Origin of the sequence: Shewanella maritima (assembly GCF_043643735.1) — a bacterium.
Classification (GTDB): domain Bacteria; phylum Pseudomonadota; class Gammaproteobacteria; order Enterobacterales; family Shewanellaceae; genus Shewanella; species Shewanella maritima_A.
In genome coordinates, this window is the sequence record NZ_JBHZSM010000008.1 from 44,422 (window position 1) to 62,816 (window position 18,395).

13 protein-coding genes are annotated in these 18,395 nt (G+C 42.0%); 9 read left to right on the top strand and 4 right to left on the bottom strand.

Features of this window, described 5'->3' with window-relative positions; all coding sequences use genetic code 11:
• Window positions 1-627 precede the first annotated feature (627 nt).
• The 4 genes from ACHUGF_RS10325 to ACHUGF_RS10340 all read left to right on the top strand — a co-directional run bounded on the left by ACHUGF_RS10325 (window position 628) and on the right by ACHUGF_RS10340 (window position 8,010).
• On the top strand, window positions 628-1,956 hold the full coding sequence (locus tag ACHUGF_RS10325) for an SLC13 family permease (protein ID WP_394131119.1): 1,329 nt from the start codon (window positions 628-630) through the stop codon (window positions 1,954-1,956).
• Window positions 1,957-2,138: 182 nt separating this feature from the next.
• Entirely contained in the window at window positions 2,139-2,900 is a 762-nt protein-coding gene (locus ACHUGF_RS10330; protein WP_394130949.1) for a TSUP family transporter, read from the top strand.
• 50 nt (window positions 2,901-2,950) lie between these two features.
• Window positions 2,951-4,294 (top strand): exonuclease subunit SbcD, encoded by a 1,344-nt coding sequence (gene sbcD / locus ACHUGF_RS10335; protein ID WP_394130950.1) that lies wholly within the window; start codon window positions 2,951-2,953, stop codon window positions 4,292-4,294.
• The gene (locus ACHUGF_RS10340) at window positions 4,291-8,010 is read left to right on the top strand and encodes an AAA family ATPase (RefSeq protein WP_394130951.1); all 3,720 of its coding nucleotides are present in this window, start codon (window positions 4,291-4,293) and stop codon (window positions 8,008-8,010) included. Before sbcD ends, ACHUGF_RS10340 begins: the two co-directional genes overlap by 4 nt.
• A 169-nt stretch (window positions 8,011-8,179) precedes the next feature.
• Here the strand turns inward: ACHUGF_RS10340 and ACHUGF_RS10345 are convergent, their stop codons facing one another.
• Window positions 8,180-8,374 (bottom strand): hypothetical protein, encoded by a 195-nt coding sequence (locus tag ACHUGF_RS10345; RefSeq protein ID WP_394131133.1) that lies wholly within the window; start codon window positions 8,372-8,374, stop codon window positions 8,180-8,182.
• Here ACHUGF_RS10345 and ACHUGF_RS10350 point away from each other — a divergent pair.
• A complete protein-coding gene (locus ACHUGF_RS10350; RefSeq protein ID WP_394131120.1) occupies window positions 8,352-9,581 on the top strand; it encodes a peptidoglycan DD-metalloendopeptidase family protein in 1,230 nt (409 codons plus the stop codon). The two genes, ACHUGF_RS10345 and ACHUGF_RS10350, sit on opposite strands and share 23 nt — an antisense overlap.
• Window positions 9,582-9,715: 134 nt before the next feature.
• Here ACHUGF_RS10350 and ACHUGF_RS10355 read toward each other — a convergent pair whose 3' ends face one another.
• The 3 genes from ACHUGF_RS10355 to ACHUGF_RS10365 form a co-directional block, all read right to left on the bottom strand.
• Window positions 9,716-10,333 carry a M48 metallopeptidase family protein gene (locus ACHUGF_RS10355; protein WP_394131121.1) on the bottom strand — a complete coding sequence of 206 codons (618 nt, stop codon included), beginning with the start codon at window positions 10,331-10,333 and terminating at the stop codon, window positions 9,716-9,718.
• A gap of 113 nt (window positions 10,334-10,446) precedes the next feature.
• Window positions 10,447-10,884, bottom strand: coding sequence for a DUF3010 family protein (locus ACHUGF_RS10360; RefSeq protein ID WP_394130953.1), 438 nt, complete (start codon window positions 10,882-10,884; stop codon window positions 10,447-10,449).
• Window positions 10,885-11,013: 129 nt separating this feature from the next.
• Entirely contained in the window at window positions 11,014-12,363 is a 1,350-nt protein-coding gene (locus ACHUGF_RS10365; RefSeq protein WP_394130954.1) for a DEAD/DEAH box helicase, read from the bottom strand.
• A 224-nt stretch (window positions 12,364-12,587) separates the two neighbouring features.
• Here ACHUGF_RS10365 and rssA point away from each other — a divergent pair, with 224 nt between their 5' ends.
• The 4 genes from rssA (at window position 12,588) to ACHUGF_RS10385 (ending at window position 18,275) form a co-directional block, all read left to right on the top strand.
• Window positions 12,588-13,565, top strand: a complete 978-nt coding sequence (gene rssA, locus ACHUGF_RS10370) for a patatin-like phospholipase RssA (protein ID WP_394130956.1) — start codon at window positions 12,588-12,590, stop codon at window positions 13,563-13,565.
• A 338-nt stretch (window positions 13,566-13,903) separates the two neighbouring features.
• A complete protein-coding gene (nrdD, locus tag ACHUGF_RS10375) occupies window positions 13,904-16,021 on the top strand; it encodes an anaerobic ribonucleoside-triphosphate reductase (RefSeq protein WP_394130958.1) in 2,118 nt (705 codons plus the stop codon).
• Complete coding sequence (gene nrdG / locus ACHUGF_RS10380; protein WP_394130960.1) at window positions 16,021-16,500, top strand: anaerobic ribonucleoside-triphosphate reductase-activating protein; 480 nt, start codon at window positions 16,021-16,023, stop codon at window positions 16,498-16,500. The genes nrdD and nrdG overlap by 1 nt, the downstream gene beginning before the upstream one ends.
• 239 nt (window positions 16,501-16,739) lie before the next feature.
• Complete coding sequence (locus tag ACHUGF_RS10385) at window positions 16,740-18,275, top strand: response regulator (RefSeq protein WP_394130961.1); 1,536 nt, start codon at window positions 16,740-16,742, stop codon at window positions 18,273-18,275.
• The last annotated feature ends 120 nt before the right edge of the window (window positions 18,276-18,395 follow it).

Here is an 18,395-nt window from a genome sequence, read left to right on the forward strand (position 1 = left end):
AATTAAGGCAAATGCAGTGTAAAGCAGTATTTGCCTTTTTTATTGTACCAATAAGGGAGGATTCCCTAGGAGGATGACCATCTTATTTAAATCACTTTGGTTCATTGTTAACTTTTATCGTTTATTCAGCATCTAAATATTGATGCAATGGATTATACATTTAATGTTTTTGCTTAAGTGGCTGATAAATCTTAAAGGGGAGTGTGTGGTGGGGACTTTGTTCTCAAAACCACTTAATTAACTGTTTGCTAATAAAAGACTATTTTTGATATTAAACTTGATCTACGTAGAATTACCAAATGGTGCTATGTGAGATTTGTCACAGAAATGCTTTTAATAATAATTCACTTAATTTGAATGTAATCCTGCTTTTGGCGGATTTGACGTGATTAAACTACGGTTTTTAGTAAATATGAATGATGCAGGTCTTGGTTTTGATGGTAATGAGACCAAAATCATATTTTATCATCTTTTTGGGATAATTTTATTACACTTTTATTGTCTTTATTTGTGTTTGAGGTGTGATCTACATTAAGCGCCTTGGAAATGACAATAAAGGTGAAGTACATGAAGGATTCGCTTCAAGATAATCAAGAACATGTTGAGCAAGATAACTCACGCAGTTTTATGATTCTCGGCGCTAATATCGTATTATTTGCGCTGCTCTACAATTTTTTACCATTTGAACCTGGCATTAATACAGGGCTATCAATTTTAGTCTTTGCAGCTATCTTATGGCTAACTGAAGCAATTCATATTTCTGTTACAGCAATCCTCATCCCTATCTTGGCTGTTTTCTTTGGTGTGTTCGATACGGGCACTGCAATGGGGAATTTTGCTAACCCTATTATCTATTTATTCTTTGGTGGATTTGTATTAGCTGCGGCCTTAAACCATCAGGGGATTGACCGTAGAATTGCTGAGAAAGTATTGCAGCTATCAAAAGGGAAGCTCAGCATAGCGTGTTTGATGTTATTTGGTGTGACGGCCTTACTGTCGATGTGGATCAGTAATACCGCGACAGCAGCGATGATGTTACCGCTGGCTTTAGGTATTTTGAGCCAGCTAGACCTTAAAACTCACCGAAGCACGTATTTGTTTGTGTTACTCGGTATTGCTTACTCAGCGAATATTGGCGGGATCGGTACGTTAGTCGGTAGTCCTCCAAATGCGATTGCTGCTGCGCAAGTGGGCCTGACCTTTAGTGAGTGGTTAGAATTTGGTTTGGTGACCGTGGCATTAATGTTACCTACCATGTTGATAGCGCTTTACTTCTTCTTAAAGCCTGACTTATCGGCCGTGTGTAAAATTGAATCATCTGATAAGAAAATGACTGGTAGTGCGAAGTTAACCTTAGTTATATTTCTTGCGACCGTTTGCTGCTGGATTTTCAGTAAGCCTTTATCACAGGCTTTGGGTGGCATTAGTCGTTTTGATACCATAGTGGCACTGGGTTGTGTGGTGGTTTTAGCTGGCTTAAAACTGGTTGATTGGAAGAAGATTGAAAAAACCACAGACTGGGGCGTGTTGATATTATTCGGTGGTGGTTTAACGCTAAGCGCAATTTTAAAAGCCACTGGTACCAGTGTATTTTTAGCCCACACAGTGACAGGTATTTTTGGTGATACCCACACTGCACTATTTGTATTGGCTGTGATTTTCTTCGTGGTGATGCTAACAGAGTTTGCCAGTAACACAGCCAGTGCTGCATTACTTGTACCTGTGTTTGCAGCCATTGCAGAGCCATTAGGTTTATCACCTGTCATGATTTCTGTCGTGATTGGTATTGCAGCGTCTTGTGCATTTATGTTGCCTGTTGCCACACCGCCAAATGCCATTGTGTTTGGATCAGGCTTCATTAAGCAGACGGAGATGATGCGCGCAGGTGCCATTATCAACTTCACTAGCATTTTATTACTGTTCGTGATCACCAATGTATTCTGGGGAATAGGCTAATTGAATATGATTGATGATGACGTCTTTTGACAATAAAGTTGAACGGCATCATTTATACAAAGTCAGTCAGTATTTTTGCAAAAGGTAACCTTAGGGTTACCTTTTTGTTTTTAAGGCTAACAAGCTTTGTATTTTACAGCTAAAGAGGGTTTAATACGCTTTTCCTCTTGATAACGACTCACATGTTTGAACTCTCATTACAAATTGTCCTAGTGCTATTTTTTGTGGCCATTTTAGCCGGCTTTATTGATGCAATTGCGGGCGGCGGTGGTCTACTTACTATTCCTGCATTAATGTGGGCAGGGCTTCCTCCTGCAGCGGCATTGGGTACCAATAAATTACAAGCTTGTGGCGGTAGTTTTTTTGCGAGTTTGTACTTTGTGCGAAAGGGCATGGTCAAGATAAGTAGTATTAAGTTGTCGATTGCTTGTGCATTTATTGGCTCGGTGATTGGCACTATCTTGGTGCAAATGATTGATGCGTCAATATTAAGCCTTTTACTACCATTTTTAATTTTAGCTATTGGTTGCTACTTCTTGTTTTCTAAGAAGATAGCTGAAGACGATAAACATCAAATGGTGACACCAACGCTTTTCGCTTTCACAGCGGCATTGAGTGTTGGCTTTTATGACGGTTTTTTTGGCCCAGGTACAGGTAGTTTCTTTGCCTTAGCATTTGTCACATTAGCGGGTTTTGGCCTAGCCAAGGCGACGGCGCACGCTAAAGTATTAAACTTTGTTACCAATATTGCTTCACTCATTTTCTTTATGATTGGTGGCCAAGTTGCAGTCGCTCTCGGGCTTGTTATGCTGGTGGGCCAAGCCATTGGTGCCACATTAGGCTCACGATTAGTGGTGACAAAGGGCACTAAAATTATCAAGCCATTGGTGGTTGTGATGTCATTTGCCATGAGCTTCAAATTATTATGGTCACAATATATGTGATCAACTTTTATCGTCACCTAAATACAACTCATTTAAATTAAAAGGTATTTATGCGCGTACTGCACACTTCTGATTGGCATTTGGGACAGTATTTTTACGGCAAAAGCCGTGCTGATGAACATCAGCATTTTATGAATTGGCTGCTCAATACGATTAAAGCCAATCAAGTGCAATTATTGATTGTGGCTGGTGATATTTTTGATACTGGTACACCGCCAAGCTATGCCCGCGCTTTGTATAATCAATTTATCGTCGATATGCAACAAACGGGTTGTGAGTTACTCATATTAGGTGGTAACCATGATTCAGTATCGACTCTGGCGGAGTCTCAAGCCTTACTGTCTTATTTAAATACCCATGTTGTACCAGGCGGGTTCTCAGAGCCCGAACAACATGTGCTAACCATGGGAATGGAATCACAGCCGCAAGCACTGGTGTGTGCACTGCCATTTTTACGTGCAAGAGACTTAATCAGTAGTGAAGCTGGGGAGTCAGGTGTTGATAAACAACACAAGCTTTCTTTGGCTATCGCGCATTATTATCAGCATTGTTTTGACCATGCTCTTAAACTGAAACAGCAAATCTTAGCTGAGCAAGGGGTCAGTGTGCCCATTATTGCTACTGGCCATTTAACCACGGTCGGAGCCAGTAGCTCAGAGTCGGTGCGAGATATTTATATTGGCAGTCTTGATGCCTTTAACGCAGCGCACTTTCCTGCTGCCGATTACATTGCTTTAGGGCATATTCACCGCATGCAAATTGTGGCTAAATCAGAGCACATCCGCTATTGCGGCTCGCCTATTCCATTAAGCTTTGATGAATTACCTGCTGATCAGCTGCAAAGTGGTAAACACGTGTTATTAGTCGAATTTGAACAAGACAAGCTTAAGCAAGTTCAACCTATTGCCATTCCATTATTTCAACCAATGCGTGCCATCAAAGGTAACTTGCAGGAGATTGAGCAATTGGTCGAGGAGTTGGTCAAGCAGTTAATAGGGCAATTGGCAATGCAATCAGATGCTAATGAAACGAATCAACAACCCTTGAATACTTGGTTGAGTGTTGAAGTTGTTGAGCAAGATTATTTAACTGATTTACAAGGTCGCATAGCTAAAATCGTGGCAGACAAGCCTGTAGAGGTATTGCAGCTCACCCGAGCGAGGAAACAACGCCATAGTGCTAACCCAAGTCACAATGAAACCTTAGCCGAAATAAACGTGGCAGATGTGTTTGAAAGGCGCCTTGCACTTGAAAGCTTTGAGACTGAACAAGAACAAGCTCGCCGTGAACGCGTTAGTCTGCAATTTAAACGAATTGCCCAACAGGTTGAGTCTCAGCTTAATCATGAACAACACCCAGATCTCACTGAGCTGCAAGAAAGGGTGAAGTCATGAAGATTTTGAGTTTACGCTTTAAAAACATTAATTCGCTAAAGGGTGAGTGGAAGATAGATTTTAGCCAGCCACCGTTTAGTGATAATGGTTTATTTGCAATTACAGGCTCTACCGGAGCGGGCAAAACGACTATCTTAGATGCGATATGTTTAGCGCTTTACCATCGCACACCACGAATAGACACAGTTTCAAAATCCACTAATGAGTTAATGACTCGTGGCACCAGTGAGTGTCTAGCTGAGGTTGAGTTTGAAGTTAAAGGTCAGGGGTATCGTGCTTTTTGGAGTCAACGTCGTTCTCGGGGAAAAGTTGATGGTAATTTACAAGATGCTCAAGTTGAGCTTGCTAAGTTAAATGATGGTGAAATTCTAGCAAGCCAGATTAAACGTAAATCAGAGCTGCTAGAGGCAGTAACAGGTCTTGATTTTGCAAGGTTTACCAAATCAATGATGCTGTCACAGGGGCAGTTTGCCGCGTTTTTAAACGCGAAAGAAAACGAGCGTGCTGAACTTTTAGAAGAGCTCACAGGCACTGAAATCTACGGCCTGATTTCTGAGCGTGTTCACTTAGAATATACTGAACAAAAACAACAGTTAGCGTTACTTGAAGCACAAGCCTCCCATGTATCTGTGATGTCAGATGATGAACTGGCCAGTCAGCAGCAACTTAACGCCCAGCTAACTGAGCAACAGTTGCAGCTAAAACAGCAACAAACACAATTACAACAATACCTTGATTGGGCTAATCAAACGTCAGTAAATGAGAAACAGCTTGAAACTGCACAGCAACATTTGATTGATATTGAGCAGCAATATGACGGTGCTAAACCACAGTTTGATCAACTGGCACAGAATCAACCCGCGTTATCCATTACCCCTGAATATCAACGATTAGTCGATACTAAGCAAAAGCACATTAAGCTGCAGCCACAATTAATATCACTCCAGCAGGATAGGCTGAAGTTGGATGAGCAAGTGGCGCAATCGACAATGGAGTTGGATCAAAATAAGCTGCAACTTGAGGAGACACACACTCAGCATCAGGTGCTCGTTGAGCTGATTGAGCAAAAAGTGTTGCCGTTAGATAACGAGATAGCCAGTGAGCAGAAATTACTTGATGCTAAAGCTAATCAACTGCAAGAGATGAAGCAGCAGTATCAAGGCGTTTTACATCAGCTAACCGATGCACAGCAGCAACAAACGGCCTGCAATAGTGAACAAGCAGAACTTAACAGTGTGCTTGATGATTTGAGTCATGCTGAAACCATTGTACAGCACATTAGTGGTTGGCAGCATCAGTCACAGCAGCTTGGATCTTTACTTCAGCAAACCGAGCAAGTGACGCAGCAATTAGCTGACACTGAGCAATCATTACAACAACATGCTGAGCAGCAACGACAAAATGAGCCAGCACTATTACAGGCGCAGCAGCAAGCTGATGCATTACAAGAGAAGTTAACTCAGTCGCAGCAACAGCTTTCGCAATTTACCGAGCAACAAAGTGCAGATGAGCTGGATGCTGAATATCAGCAACTTGTTGAGCAACAGCCCCATCGATTGCAATTAACCAGTACATTTGAACAATTTCAGCAACTGGCACAGGAACAACTGCAATTAACGCAACAACTCACAGATGGACAAAACGCTAAACGACAATTGGATGAACAATTACAGTTAGCTAAGGTGCAGTGGAAAGACAAAAAACAGCAACTACACGATGTTCAAACCTTGTTAAAGCAAGAACAACGTATTGCCGATTTATCCCAAGCACGTTTGCAATTGCAGCCAGGTCACCCTTGTGAACTATGCGGTTCGACTGAACACCCATTAGTCGATAATTATCAGCAGTTAGACGTGTCACATACCCAGCAGCGTGAGCAAGTATTAACTGACGAGTTAGCCATAATCACCCAACACGGGGAGTCCATTAAACAGCAGTTAGCAGCACAAGTGGCCACGTTGACTCAAACAGAGTTGCAACAACAAAAAGTGATGGCTCAATTAGACGCGTTACGTTCATCCTGGCTGCAATTGTTGACGAGTCTGGGCCTTAGCTCCATTAATGGTAAGCAATTCGCTATTGATGATAATCAAGCGGGTAATGAGATTGCGCGTTATGTTCAGCAGCAAACAGAGTTGCAGGAGAATCTTAAACAGCAACTTTCTCAAATTCATGCAATGCAAAAACAGCAACATCAAGTTCAGCAGGACTATCAACAAGCCCAGCAAGCATATGCCGAGTTGCAGCAACAGCAACAACTACAGCTGCAGCAGTATCAAACACTATTAGAAAAGCAGCAACAATATCAATCGCAGCAAAGTGATGTTAAGCAGCAATATCAAAATCAATGGTTACAACTGACTGAGCAACTTGAGCAATGTCAGTTAACCGCCCCACATGCTAATGAGCTATCTGAGTGGTTAGTTGAGCTACAGGCTCACTTGTCGCAATGGCAAAATGCTAAGCAACGTCAACAGTTTCTTGTACAGCAGCTTCAAGTGATTGAGACGCAAATTAACCAATATGCAGGTTTGGCGAAAGAGTCAGAAAAACAATTAACAGCGCATCAGCAATCAACCGCTAATATGCAGGCTTCACTGCAGCAGTTAACACAGCAGCGTTTTGAACTGTTTGCTGATAACCAACCGAGTGAGCAAAAGCAGATAAGCCAAACCAAGTTGACTCAATGTCAGCAATCTTATGATCTGCATTTGCAAACACTACAAACAATGCAAACCAAGCTAAGTAATGCACAGGTGCAGCAAGATAGCTTAAACGCGCAACTAGCAGATTTACATGGTTTAATCGAACAGCAACAGCAAGTATGGCAACAAGTACTACAAGATAGCCCGTTTGCTAATGAAGCTGCTTATCTCGCTGCGAGATTATCCCCAGATGAAGTGCAGGCATTAACTGAACTAACTCAAGATATCAGTCAACGGCTTGTCAAAGCTAAGCATAGTTTTGAGCAGGTTACGACTCAAAGCGAAGCGTTAGTTGAGCAAGGTAACATTTGTCAATTTGACAAGAGTCAGCAAGTGCAGCAACAAGCACAGTTTGATGAGGTTGTGCAGTTGATGAATGATGTGCAGCAACAGTTATGGCAGACGCAGCATACCATTGAGCAAGATAAACAGAACCGCGAAAGTCAGCTGAAGTTAATTGAACAACTCGGTGTTGCTCAACAAGATTATGAAGATATAGCTTTGCTGCACTCGTTAATCGGCTCACAAAAGGGCGATAAGTTTAGGCGTTTTGCACAAGGGTTAACATTGGCGCATTTGGTCACTTTGGCTAATAGGCAATTACAGCGCTTGCATGGTCGCTATAGCTTAGCGAGTAAAACCGATTCTGCATTAGAGTTACAGGTGCTCGATACCTGGCAAGGTGATGCCATTCGAGATACACGCACGTTATCGGGAGGCGAAAGTTTTTTGGTGAGTTTGGCTTTAGCCTTGGCCTTATCAGATTTAGTCAGCCATAAAACCCAAATAGAATCGTTATTTTTAGATGAAGGTTTTGGTACGTTAGACAGCCACACATTAGATATTGCATTGGATGCACTGGATAACCTGAATGCTAATGGCAAGATGATAGGGGTGATTAGTCATATTGAGGCGATGAAAGAGCGTATTGATGTGCAAATAAAAGTCAATAAAGTCAATGGTCTTGGTTACAGTAAGTTACAAAGTCAGTATTCAGTAAACGAGTCATGATGTTTGTTAATGGATGATTTAGCTTTCGTTAAAGTGACGCAAACCTAGGCTAGATATAGCATTGAGCTCATAAATCCCAGTAAATTAATTTGTAATATGACGATTATTTGATATAAATAATCGTCACATTTTTTTATTAGCCCAAAAGTCTAATATGTTTGCGCCATTTTTAAGTGGAAAGTTTACCTTCCTGCGCGTCCAATGACACAAAGCCGTCATGAAAATAGTCGACATACAACATCAATAATAAATCATCATTAAAGAACACATTTTTAGGGTCAAGTAACGTGCGTAATACCAAAATAGCGAAGTTAACATCGCTGCCTAACAACCTGAGCTTGATGCACAAACGGCTATTACTCACAGGTGTCTTTTTTATTGCTGCAGTGTTAATGCTGCCAAGTAAGCAAGAATTTGAAGCTAAACGCATCCCTGTCGCACTGGATATCGAAGCGCTTATTCCTCACTTAAATAGCTTTGATGACTTACCCGAAATCATTGAAGCACCAGCCCCGAGTTACTCTCGCATAATTGAAACCGGTGACACGCTGAGTAAATTATTCGAGTATGCCAAGTTTGATCAGCAAACCATGTACCGAGTATTAGAGGCTGATTTGCAAGTACTTGCGCTGGATACCCTTATGCCTGGTAACCGAATCCAGTTTTGGGATAACGAGCAAGGTGAACTTCAACAACTGGAGTTATATTTTAACCCAGCACATCAGGTGGTATTTACACGCTTAGATGATGGCTCGTTTAATGTTGAAGACATCATCATTGATGGGATTTGGCAAAATCGGATTGTCGGTGGTGAAATTAATGGCTCATTCTACATTTCCGCTCAAAGAGCAGGTTTGTCAGCGGCAGAAATTCAGAAAGTTGAGTCGTTATTAAAAAGCAAAATTAATTTTTCAAGAGAACTACGTGCAGGCGACCGCTTCTCTGTTTTGATGAACGATCAGTATATTGAAGGTGTATCAACGGGCAACACGCAGGTTGAGGGCGTCAGCATTATCACCACCCGCCGTGAAGTGAATGCATTCCAGCATTCAGATGGTAATTTCTACGATGAAAATGCCCAAAGCTTAGCCCCTGCATTTCAGCGTATTCCGCTTAAACGCTCATACCGTTTAAGCTCTCACTTTAACCCTACACGCAAGCATCCTGTGACTGGGCGTATTCGCCCGCATAACGGCACGGACTTTGCGACGCCTATTGGTACACCGGTTGTCGCACCAGGAGATGGTGTGGTGACTATGGTGACCAATCATGCCTTTGCCGGTAAATATATCGTGATAGAACATGACAACAAAGTGCGTACACGATACTTGCACTTGTCTCGATTCCATGTGCGTAAAGGTCAAAGGGTAAAACGTGGGCAAGTGATTGCTTTAACAGGTAATACCGGTCGCTCTACGGGGCCACATTTACATTATGAATTTCACGTTAATGGTCGTCCCACCGACCCGATGAAAGCCAATATTGCTGAGGCCAAAGTGCTACCTAAAAATCAGCGTAATGAGTTTGAAGCGATTGTACGCAGTCGAAAAATGATGATGGCGTTAGGTTGATAACATAATGACATGGAAAAGCCGCATAATGCGGCTTTTTTTGTTTTGAACCATAAACGACCGACTTCTTAAGGTGGATGGTTTAATTTGAGAAAGTGTTAGGTCACTTGGCTATGAACTTAATTTTATAGGCGTTAGCTCGTTTCATAGGGTGAGTCTGCCAATGCCTCGCATACCAGCAATAGTCTTAAATCGAATTCTAATTGGTGATAGTCCTGTGTCATCGCACAGCATAATTGATAAAAGGCCTTGTTATGGTCTTTTTCTTTTAGATGAGCCAATTCATGTACCACAACCATTTTTAATAAAGGCTCAGGTACAGACTTTAACCGCGATGAAATCCGTATTTCATTTTTAGCTTTGACCTTATTACCTTGTCGACGCTGCACGTAAGAATGCAGCCCTAACGCCTGATGGCTTAAGCTAATTTTGTCATCAAAAATAACTTTTGAAAGTGGTGAAGACTGCTTCAAATACTGTTGTTTGAACGCCATTGCGTATTGATATAACGATTTATCGGTTCGGATATCATGATGATCTGGATAGCGTTGTTTTAGGTTTTCAGCCAATTTATTGCTTTTAATAAGTTGATTGACTTGTGCAATAACTGAAGGGGAGTAATGAGCTATAAACCGTAAAGGATCTGCATTAGATTGGCTTTCTGACACATGTTTTGTGGTCAATAACCCTGATAGCGCCCGTTTTTGTTTAACTTGCGCTTTATGTTGGGCGGTTGTTGCACTCACTGGCATGCGAGGTGGTGCTGTTGGGCGTGTCGGCTTAGTCATCGGTTATGGGTTCGAGGTTTGGTTGCTTAAACGAATAGGGAGCTAATTAGCTCCCTATGTTTAACATTTTTACATGCTTAGGCTTTACCAAAAATATGGTGATTGTGGTGAACATATGCCACCTCAAATGCGCTGCGTTGCACACGTTTTAATTCGAGCGAGTCGAATTCAACTAACGGTGGGTTACGCTTAAGCTGCTCTTTTATTGCCAAAGGGGTAATGATAGCGACTGGCTTATCGGTGATTTCAATCGCCGCTTCCATTTTAAAACTGGTGGCGCTGCCAGCTTGTTTACCTTTTTGCTCACGTGCAATGATGGCGATTTCATCAACGTGGTAGTCTTCCATTAGCTTATGGAAAGCAAAGTGGAATTCTTTAATTGTTGTCGTATTAGAATTTGCCGACAAGGTGAACGAGATTTGACGACACGCAGGTACGTTAAAAGTCTCGCCTTCATAATTTAATAGGCTGATGATGGCTTCGCCACCTTTTAGTTCAACACCACAGATTCTCATGTTAACCCTTAATTGTTTGTGGTTGGCGGGAGGTTATCGCCGCCAAGGTGAGCGTAAAAGCTCAATCACGTGTGCACAGTAGCATACGCATTTAAAGTTAATGATGACAAATGATCGAAACCCTAAGGTTTATGATTCGCTGTCATCTTGTTCAATAATCTTGCTCGGCTTAGCTTTACGTCGCATCGGTGCATCACCAATGTCGACACCTGAGATAAAACGCTTATCTCGTTTAGGCGCGGCTTTTGGTTTGGCTTTTGATGGCTTTTTCTGCGTTTTCGCTTTGCTATTTAGCGGCTTGTTAGTCGGCTTTTTAGGCTTGGCTTTCACGCCATTAAACTTACCCTTTAAGCCTTCAAACTCACTTATCGCAAAAGGTTTGCGTAAGAAAGTCTCAATATTTTTAAAGCTGTCCCAATCTTTGGGACCGACGAAAGAAATAGCATCACCTTTTGCTCCCGCTCGTCCAGTACGACCAATGCGGTGGACATATTCTTCTGCCAATTTTGGCATATCAAAGTTGATTACCAATGACACGTTATTTAAATCTAACCCGCGAGAAGCCACATCTGTTGTCACTAATACTTGATGTAAACCACGGCTAAATTGGTCCATTATTTGGTTACGGGCACTTTGTTTCAAGTCGCCGCTTAACGATGCGGTGCTGAAGTCTTGTTCAGCCAGTACTTTAGCAAGTCTGTCAGTGTCAGCTCGGGTGGCAGTAAACACAATCACTTGTTTGTGTTGTTCCGTTTTTAACACGTGGGTCAGCAAGCTTTCTTTATGGGTTAAATTGTCGGCTAACACAATGCGCTGTGTAATGTCTTTGTGTTCGCTATATGATGAACCGATAGCCACATGCGCAGGCGTTTTTAATAGCGTTGCTGCGATTTCATTAATGTTGTCATGATCTAAGGTGGCCGAAAACATTAATGTTTGGCGACGTTTATGATCAGCTGCATCATTGATTTGCTTTAGCTGTGGTGCAAAACCCAAATCCAACATGCGGTCAGCTTCATCAAGGATCAGTAGCTCTAATCCGTTTAAGTACAAATGGCGTTGGGTGAGATGATCGGCAATACGCCCAGGAGTCGCCACAATAAAGTGTGGGTCACGGGATAGGGCTTTTGCTTGGTCGTTAAAGTTCTCACCACCTAAAATGCTGACGGCCTTATATTGGGTGTTGGCAACCAATAAGCGTAACTGACTATAAACCTGCTGGGCTAATTCGCGAGTTGGCAATAAGATGAGTACACGTGGGTCTTTTTTAGAAATCGCCTTAGTTGAGATAATGCGCTGCATTGCAGGCAGTAAAAACGCAAGGGTTTTACCTGAGCCTGTTTTTGATGAAGCCATCAAATCTTTACCTGAAAGCGCCACTGGCATGGCTTGCTGTTGGACTTCAGTTGGCTCATTAATGCCCATGTGTTTTAAACTGTCCAATAGACGCTTGTCTAAGGAAAACTCAGAAAATTGCAAAAGGTCGATCCCCTAAAAAATGATAGCCAAACATTATAACGTGTTAGCGAGAGTATAGCCAAGACAATGGCTTGTGCTTATTGGAAAATTTGTGCTTGGTCATATTACGTTTTTAAGCTTTAATGCAGGGCACAATAGGCTGGTATTTATTTAGTAAGACATCATCGTCAATTCGAACCATATAACAGCCTTAATAGATTAAGTTGAAGCGAGTAGGAGGCTTCATGTTTGAGAAAACATCAATATCGTCAAATGTTACTGAGTCAGCAATACCTTTAACGATAGGGTTAGCGCTAGGCAGCGGCGCGGCTAAAGGCTGGGCACATATCGGTGTGATAAAAGGGTTAGCTGATTTAGGTATTTACCCAGATAAAGTCGCGGGTTGTTCAGCTGGCGCATTGGTCGGCGCGGCCTATGCTAATAACCAACTGCACGAGTTAGAAACTTGGGTGACGGGGTTTTCAAGCTGGGATGTCATTGGCTTAATGGATTTGAGTTGGCGCAAAGGCGGTTTGATTAGCGGTGAAAAGGTATTCGATGTTTTAGGTAATCGTATCGGCAATTTGCAAATTGAATCGTTGAAACGTCCCTTTGCCTGTGTGGCGACAGATCTCTATTCCGGTCAAGAAATCTGGTTTCGTAAAGGAAACTTACGTCATGCAGTGCGAGCATCTTGCTCAATGCCAGGCTTTTTGCCGCCCGTACAGCAAGATGAGCGTTGGTTAGTTGATGGTGCTGTCGTAAACCCTGTGCCTGTTTCATTGGCGCGTGCGATGGGCGTTGATGTTGTGATTGCGGTGGATTTACAGGGGCACAGACGCAGTACCATGCACAGTGTGCCTGAACAACTTCATGCCGAGAACTCACCGAGTCAGCCACAAACTGCTCAGCAACAGCATGATATTTCAGGTTTCATGGATCTGTGGGGCAAGGGTAAAGAGTATATGAGCAGCTTTACCGAGAAGTTGTCACTCGGTAGTAATGACCCAGGTATGTTAGCTGTGATGTCACAATCGATGGATATTCTTGAACAGCGTCATAAGCGCTCGAGATTGATGGGCGACCCACCAGAGATATGTATTGTGCCGGATTTAGTTGATATTGGCACATTAGAGTTTCATCGCGCTCAAGAGGCGATAGATGCCGGTCAACGAGCCGTTGAAGATATTGCTCATATCATTAAGGCAAACCTTGCTTTATAACGTTTTTTAAAAGTGCAGTTTTAAGTATTGCGAGTAAAGTTTTGAACTTGCTCGCAAAACATGCTCTATCTAGCGCAAATTTTGCCAGTAAAATGTGCACTACTTCAATGTCACTCTTTTGCTATCTAGCTGCCAATGCTTCATTGGTCAAGTGCAAATTTAGTATTCGTTGCACCTGATAGCAGAAATAAATTTATTCCTTTCTTAACCTGAAAAAACTGATCTAGATCAAAGCATAAATCATCTCAATAACGCCTAATGCACCACATATAGTGTTCTTTGTTATTTTATATCCAATATATAGTGATTGCTAAATGGGTAAGAGGAGTTTGATAAATATGCTTGTTGTCATTAAAAGGGATGGTTTTCGCACTGCATTTGATAAAACGCGTATCAAAGACGCGGTCATTGCAGCAATGGAGTCAGCAGGTCAATCAGACGATGATTATGCATTTACGCTTGCAGAAGTGGTTTACCAACAGTTTGCTTCACAAGCTGAAGTAGAGATCCATCATTTACAAGATGCGGTTGAAAATGAGCTGATGTCCGGCCCATATAAGGCGGTTGCCCGTCACTATATTGAGTATCGTCATGACCGCGATATTCGTCGTGATGCTAAAAGCAAACTGAACTGCCAAATCCGTGGTTTGGTGGAGCAAAGCGATTCGAGCATTTTGAATGAAAATGCCAATAAAGACGCGAAAGTTATTCCAACTCAGCGTGATCTGTTGGCGGGTATTGTGGCGAAGCACTATGCTAAATCGCATTTACTGCCTAAAGATGTGGTTGCTGCGCATGAGAGCGGTGAGATCCATTATCACGATTTAGATTACGCGCCTTTTTTCCCTATGTTCAACTGTATGTTGATTGATTTAAAAGGCATGTTAACTCATGGCTTTAAAATGGGTAATGCTGAAATTGAAACACCAAAATCCATTTCAACTGCAACCGCTGTCACCGCTCAAATTATCGCGCAAGTGGCTAGCCACATCTACGGTGGCACCACAATTAACCGTATCGATGAAGTGTTAGCAGAATTTGTTCAAACCAGTTACCAAAAACATAAAGTAGTGGGTGAGCAATGGCAGGTAAGTGATGTTGAAGCTTTTGCTATGGCGCAAACGGAGAAAGAATGTCATGACGCTTTCCAATCACTTGAGTATGAAGTAAATACCTTGCATACAGCCAATGGTCAAACACCATTCGTGACCTTTGGTTTTGGCCTGGGTACTAGCTGGGAAGCACGCTTAATTCAAAAGTCTATTCTCACTGTCAGAATGGCTGGCTTAGGCAAAAATCATAAAACAGCAGTATTCCCTAAACTTGTGTTCGCTATTCGTGATGGCGTTAATCACAAAGCTGCGGATGAAAACTATGATGTAAAACAAATGGCGCTGAAATGTGCAGGCATGCGAATGTACCCAGATATTCTTAACTACGAACAAGTTGAACGAGTAACAGGTTCATTTAAAACCCCAATGGGTTGCCGTTCATTCCTTGGTGCATACGAGCAAGATGGTGAGCTTGTGCACGAAGGTCGTAATAACTTAGGTGTTGTCAGTTTAAACCTGCCACGTATTGCGCTAGAAGCAAAAGGCAATGAAGCCGCATTCTTTAAGTTACTTGATGAACGCTTAGTGATTGCACGTAAAGCCTTGGATACACGTCTAGCACGCTTAGTTGGTGTGAAAGCACGCGTTGCGCCGATTCTATACATGGAAGGTGCCTGTGGTGTGCGCTTAAAAGCTGATGATGATATTTCTGAAATCTTTAAAAATGGCCGCGCATCCATTTCACTGGGCTTTATTGGTTTACATGAGACAGTTAATGCTTTGTATGGCACTGAGACTCATGTGTATGACTCTGAGGAATTACGTGAAAAAGCCATCGCTATCATTGAACGTTTAAAACTGGCGACTAATCAGTGGAAGCAAGAAACCGGTTATGGCTTTAGCTTGTATAGCACGCCTAGTGAGAATCTATGTAGCCGTTTCTGTGGTATTGATGCGAAAGCGTTTGGTGTGGTTGAGGGCGTGACTGACAAAGGTTACTACACCAACAGTTTCCACTTAGATGTGGAAAAGAAAGTTAATCCATTCGATAAAATTGATTTTGAGTTGCCATACCCAGAAATTGCGAACGGCGGCTTTATTTGCTACGGCGAATATCCAAATATGCAACACAATATTGAAGCATTAGAGCAAGTGTGGGATTACAGCTATAGCCGTGTACCTTACTATGGTACCAATACCCCAATTGATGAATGTTATGACTGTGGCTTTGTGGGTGAATTTAACTGTACGAGTAAAGGTTTTGTTTGCCCTAAATGTGGTAACCATGAGCCAAGCCGCGTGTCAGTGACACGTCGCGTTTGTGGTTATCTTGGTAGCCCTGATGCGCGCCCATTTAACTATGGTAAGCAAGAAGAAGTGAAACGCAGAGTGAAGCATATCTAATGCACTACCATGTTTATCACCCTATTGATGTCGTCAATGGCAAGGGCACGCGTTGTAGTTTATTTGTCAGCGGTTGCGAGCATGAGTGCCGTGGCTGCTACAATCAATCAACATGGCGAGTCGATTCAGGCCATGTATATGATCAAACGCTAGAAGATCAAATCATTGCCGATTTGAATGATAGCCGCATCATACGCAAAGGCTTGTCACTCAGTGGCGGCGATCCACTTCATCCTGCTAATGTATCTGCTGTATTACAGTTGGTGCAGCGTGTGAAGGCTGAGTGCCATGGTAAAGATATCTGGTTATGGACTGGCTACCAGTTAAATGATTTATCTGTTTTACAACAGCAAGTTATTGAACATGTTGATGCCTTAATTGATGGTAAATATGAGCAACAATTTGCAGACCCTTCGCTCAAATGGCGCGGAAGCAGCAATCAACAAATCCATTGTTTTAATGAACAAATTGAAGTTTAGTTTTAAGTTGCCGAGTTAACTCACCGATTAAGGCCAATGCATTTGCATTGGCCTTTTTGTTTGCCAATTAACCTGTACAGACAATTATTGCTATTCTTTGCTTGGTTGTTGTAGGGCGTTATCATCTGGTATTTTGTATAATTAATAGTTGATTTTTATGCAAATATCACCGATAAAATCTAATACGCCAAATAAGAATAATATGCGACTAAGTCTACGTTCATTACTGAGGCACTGAAATGCAGCAAGGTTATAAGTTAGTCAGAAAGGAATCCCCTTATAAAGGCTTGTCAGTATTGATAGTCGATGATTTTGATTCTGTTTTACGTGCCCTGTATAAAGCGTTTGAATCACTTGGGTTTAAACATATATACAAAGCAAAAGATGGAAAAGAGGCACTACTTCGACTTGAAAATAATACGGTAGACATCATTATTTCTGACTGGAAAATGCCCAAAATGGACGGTTTAGAGTTACTCGGTGTTATTCGTAAACACAAAAGCTATAAACACCTGCCGTTTGTGATGTTGACAGGTAACCTTGTTCAACACGATGTCGTTAAAGCAATTGAAGCCGGCGTATCGGAATACCTCATTAAACCATTTTCGATGGCCACGTTATCTGAGCGGGTACATAAAGCGTTTGTATCGCCAATCCGCAGCAATATTACAACCAAGCAAGATGAGCAGGTTGAGCTACCTATTGAAGATAAAAAGCGAACAGTACTTATTGTGGATGACGAACCCAATAATTTGCAGGTATTAAGCGGGTTACTTAAAGACGACTACAAGGTCATTGCCTCTCGCTCAGGTGCGAGTGCAATCGAGTTGTGCAATAAGCCTGAAAAACCAGATTTGATATTACTCGACATCATGATGCCAGAGATGGATGGGTTAAGTGTATGTAAAGTATTAAAAGATAATCCTGAAACTGAATTTATCCCAATTATTTTTGTGACGGCATTGTCGCAAAATGAAGACATCGTCAATGGCTTGAATCTAGGTGCAGTGGATTACATCACTAAGCCTATTTTTCCAGAGGTGGTTAAAGCAAGAGTGGCGACTCACGTGCAAAGTGTGGTTCAAAGAGAAAAATTAATTCACCAGTTAGATGCATTAGTGAATAGCATGCGAGCACGTGATGAATTTCTACACACTTTTAATCATGATATGCGCAACCCGCTTACGGCTATTGAATCAGTTTTACCAGAGCTAGCAAATGAAGTAAATGCAACCGATGCGAGTCAAGTCGTCGCTGAAAACGTGCAAGTTATGGCAGATATGTTGAATAACCAAACCTTATTACAAGACGTCGAATCGGGTGTTTTTAAAGAGCCTTTGAACAGCGTTAATCCGGTAAATGTTGTTCGAAAAGTCATGATGAGTTTAAAGGCAAGTATTCAGCAAAAATCACTTAAACTGGCTATTGAACTTTCTGCTGATCATCAATATTTAGGCCATGAATTGTTAAGTTTCATTATGCTGTCTAACTTGGCGAAAAATGCAGTTGAAGCAGCACCAGAAGCAAGCACAATAACGGTTAAGTCTCAGTCAGCTGGTGAGCTGGTTAGATTGACCGTTACCAACCTTGGTGAAGTACCTGTGCATATTCAGGGGAAATTTTTCAACAAATTTATCACGGCTAATAAAGAGGATGGTACGGGCATTGGCGCCTATTCCGCCAAGCTGTGTGTCAGCGCGCAGCGGGGTGAAATCCAATTAGTGAGTAACGATGGTATTCAGACCAATTTGGTGATGTTATTTCATAAAGCGTAATAACTTGCCCCAGTTAGCAAAATATAACGGGTGTTGGTAGTGTTTAAAACAGTACTTTTTGCCGAATAAATAGCGACTTAAAGCGTTGCCCTCATGGCTGATGTAAGCTAGATTAACGGA

Coding starts and splice junctions, on each gene's coding strand:
- ACHUGF_RS10325 (WP_394131119.1), top strand. CDS start 628: ATGATTCTCGGCGCTAATATCGTATTATTTGCGCTGCTCTACAATTTT.
- ACHUGF_RS10330 (WP_394130949.1), top strand. CDS start 2,139: ATGTTTGAACTCTCATTACAAATTGTCCTAGTGCTATTTTTTGTGGCC.
- sbcD (WP_394130950.1), top strand. CDS start 2,951: ATGCGCGTACTGCACACTTCTGATTGGCATTTGGGACAGTATTTTTAC.
- ACHUGF_RS10340 (WP_394130951.1), top strand. CDS start 4,291: ATGAAGATTTTGAGTTTACGCTTTAAAAACATTAATTCGCTAAAGGGT.
- ACHUGF_RS10350 (WP_394131120.1), top strand. CDS start 8,352: ATGCACAAACGGCTATTACTCACAGGTGTCTTTTTTATTGCTGCAGTG.
- ACHUGF_RS10355 (WP_394131121.1), bottom strand. CDS start 10,333: ATGCCAGTGAGTGCAACAACCGCCCAACATAAAGCGCAAGTTAAACAA.
- ACHUGF_RS10360 (WP_394130953.1), bottom strand. CDS start 10,884: ATGAGAATCTGTGGTGTTGAACTAAAAGGTGGCGAAGCCATCATCAGC.
- rssA (WP_394130956.1), top strand. CDS start 12,588: ATGTTTGAGAAAACATCAATATCGTCAAATGTTACTGAGTCAGCAATA.
- nrdD (WP_394130958.1), top strand. CDS start 13,904: ATGCTTGTTGTCATTAAAAGGGATGGTTTTCGCACTGCATTTGATAAA.
- nrdG (WP_394130960.1), top strand. CDS start 16,021: ATGCACTACCATGTTTATCACCCTATTGATGTCGTCAATGGCAAGGGC.
- ACHUGF_RS10385 (WP_394130961.1), top strand. CDS start 16,740: ATGCAGCAAGGTTATAAGTTAGTCAGAAAGGAATCCCCTTATAAAGGC.